This window comes from Prevotella sp. LCP21S3_D2 (genome assembly GCF_052118345.1).
GTDB lineage: Bacteria > Bacteroidota > Bacteroidia > Bacteroidales > Bacteroidaceae > Prevotella.
This window is the reverse complement of record NZ_JBQKHJ010000059.1, coordinates 1-3074: the sequence shown is the minus strand read 5'-3', so window position 1 is coordinate 3074 and position 3074 is coordinate 1. Positions and strand designations below refer to the sequence as shown.

Below are 3074 nucleotides of genomic sequence, written 5' to 3'. Positions count from 1 at the left end.
GAGAGACTGATGCACCAGGATGTCCAGTACCGCAAAAAGATGAAGGAGGAAGACGACTATCCGCTGGATACCTTCTGCTATTATATCTCGGAGATTCCGCTGGGACTGTTGCACTACGACCGCGAATGTCTTTCTGAAAGAGTGTATGACGGTGAGGGAAAACTGATCGAATACCACGACCATGTTCCGTCGCTGTATGTCTTCGCCCCTCACTATCATGTGCCGCTCTATCTTCAGAGACGATTCAAGGGTTATCTGGAAAAGGCTGAGAAAAAGCAGAAAGAAGAGGAGGAGAAAGACAGGATCTTCCGCCAAGCTCACGATTGCAGCTTCAGCAACAAGGAACAGATAGAGAAGTCAGAAAAGTGCGGCTGTTTCTTCTGCTGCGAAATCTTCTCGCCATCCGAAATCACGGATTACCTCCCTGATGAGCCGCCTACAGCAGAATGTCCCTTCTGTTATACCGACTCCGTAATAGGTGATGCCTCCGGCTTCCCCATCACCAAGGAATTCTTGAAGAAAATGAAGAAGAGATGGTTCTAGGCGATTTTTCAACGTTTTTCACCGACCTGCCTCCTATCCATGGGGGCAGTATCAGTTTTGAAAACGGACATTAAAACATCATTTACCGCAAAAGCACAAAGTAAACTGCCTAAAATAAGTAATGCCCCTCTAGTATGCAGCCTTTCGGCGCGCCAGAGGGGCTTATTATCTTTTATTTGTTATTTTGTGCGGAGATAAATCAAATCAAAATACATCAGCCGTGTTTTCATCGGCTCAACAGGAGTTGCAGGTTCTAGACCTTTATTGTGCAAGAACGTCCATTCCTCCTTATCTGACGAAAACAGAAATTTGAAACCATTTCGTTGATAATATTCAAACACTTTCGGATAGTTGACAGCATCAACAATGACATACCGGCATCCAGTCTTATTCAGTGGGTCTATAAACCATGATTTGATGAAATCCAACAATTCATCTCCCACATGATGTCCACTGAATAAATCGCTTACTGCCAACTGTCCAACCAACACTGCTGGATACTGCGGTCTTCACTTGGCATTCGGAATCTTTCTATTAAGCTTATTCCGAAGGTTTGAAGGAAGTGAATCTACTTTTACACTCGAATTAGCGACTGTAAATGCGCAGAATATTTCAGATGTATCTGGTTTAACAAAACAATATGATTTTCCAAGCAACTGATAGGCATAATCAGCATAGTCTTGGGTGAAGAACTCTGTTATGTCCTCATCCTTACAAGTGAAGCCTTTGCATTGCTGCAAGACTTCCTCTGTCAGTTCCATAAAATCACATTGCTCTAACATTTTAAATGTACAGTTTTGAACGTTTTAATATAGCACGTGCCTTGGCTACTTGCTTGGAGAAGTCAATGGAGCCACGCTTTTCCAATGCCTCATCAGCTGCTTCAACGAAACGAGCTGCTGCCTCACCATGAAGGACAGGTATTGTTTTAATTTCTATTGCCATAATCTTCTTGTTTTTAATGTTATGTACTTATTTAATCTGCAAAAATATGCTTTTATTTTCACTTTACCAAACTTTTTGTTAACTTTCTGTTGAATTTTACCAAAAATTCCAAATTCACGCCTATCCTAGGAGAATAATGTATACACTTGAGAAATCCCCCATCTGTAAAGTTCAACAGATTGGGGATTTACATTTCCTGAAACTCCATTAAAACCAAATAAGACAATGTCTCATAGGGGCAGTATCAGTTTTGAAAACGGACATTAAAGGGGGAGCATTATCACTCTATAACCCAATCTATCCAATTTTCAGGCGTAACGATGCACTTATCTTTCACCTGATAAGCAGAAAGGAAAGAGGCCGGGAACTTTGTATTGGCACGCCTAGGATTCCACTTCATTTCAAACAGGGAAAACTGACCATCACACTCCTCCAGATAATCAATCTCCTGCTGCTGACTGGTACGCCAAAAATAGCTGTTTACATATCGTCCAGCATTTTGATTGACCTTCATTCGCTCACTAATGAAGAAGTTTTCCCACAAAGCCCCCACATCCTGCCGGAGAGCAAGAGGTGCAAAGTTTTGCAAAATAGCATTACGTATTCCATTATCATAAAAGTAGAATTTCTTAGCATGTTTCAACTCCGTACGTAAGTTGCGACTAAAGCCATTCAACTTGAATATGATATAACACTTTTCGAGCAAATCAATGTACTTCTCTACCGTTTTATTATCTGTTCCTACGGTTTGCGCCAACTCATTATATGAAACTTCACTTGTAACCTGCAGTGCCAAGGCAGTAAGCAGCTTGGACAACAGGGCTGGGCGCCGAACACTTTCTAAATTCAACAAGTCCTTATACAGATAACTGTTAGACAAATTATACAGCAACTCCTTTGCATCCGTCTCATGATTCATGATATCTGGATAAGAACCATAAATAAGCCGATTCTCTAATGTTTGTTTTACACTAAGCAGTCCATGAGCCTTCATCAGTTCTCTTGTAGAAAAAGGGAAAAGATGGTACTCAAACTTGCGTCCTGTCAAAGGTTCGTTGAGCTTATTCTGCAATTCAAAAGAGGAGGAACCTGTCACCAAGAGTTGTACATCTGGGAAATTATCCGTGATTCGTTTCAAAACCATCCCGATATTCTCTACCCGTTGAGCCTCGTCTATCACAACAATAAGATTGTTGCCTATAAGCAGACGCAACTCAGAAGAATTTGCCTTTGCCAGCAACTCTCTTACTTCTGGTTCATCGCAATTCAACATAAGAGTAGGTTCATCACGATTCTCGAGCACCATTTTAAACAGCGTGCTCTTACCCACTTGTCTGGCTCCAATCACGATGATAGCCTTCCCGGAAAATATCCGGGCTTCAATTGTATCTTGTATTTGACGACGTATCATAAATATCCTTTCTTTTAAGTTATGAATCCTTCTTTCTTTCGGATGCAAAGATAAGGAAAAATAATCGTAATCCCAAAATTTATACCTATTTTTGGGATTACAATCCCAAAAAACATAGTAAATTTTGGGATTAGAACGTTATTTCAACGTTTTTTACCGACCTTCTCCCCCTATC

4 protein-coding genes are annotated in these 3074 nt (G+C 40.8%); 1 reads left to right on the top strand and 3 read right to left on the bottom strand.

What is annotated here, in order from left to right:
• Nucleotides 1-543 (top strand): hypothetical protein (locus tag ACTQ16_RS16495; protein ID WP_441938526.1); only part of this gene is annotated, 543 nt, incomplete at its 5' end.
• A 509-nt stretch (nt 544-1052) separates the two neighbouring features.
• Here the strand turns inward: ACTQ16_RS16495 and ACTQ16_RS16490 are convergent.
• The 3 genes from ACTQ16_RS16490 to ACTQ16_RS16480 form a co-directional block, all read right to left on the bottom strand.
• Entirely contained in the window at nt 1053-1304 is a 252-nt protein-coding gene (locus ACTQ16_RS16490) for a hypothetical protein (protein ID WP_441938524.1), read from the bottom strand.
• Between the two features lie 22 nt (nt 1305-1326).
• On the bottom strand, nt 1327-1488 hold the full coding sequence (locus tag ACTQ16_RS16485; protein ID WP_171479883.1) for a hypothetical protein: 162 nt from the start codon (nt 1486-1488) through the stop codon (nt 1327-1329).
• Between the two features lie 280 nt (nt 1489-1768).
• A complete protein-coding gene (locus ACTQ16_RS16480; protein WP_441938522.1) occupies nt 1769-2899 on the bottom strand; it encodes an ATP-binding protein in 1131 nt (376 codons plus the stop codon).
• Nucleotides 2900-3074: the final 175 nt, after the last annotated feature.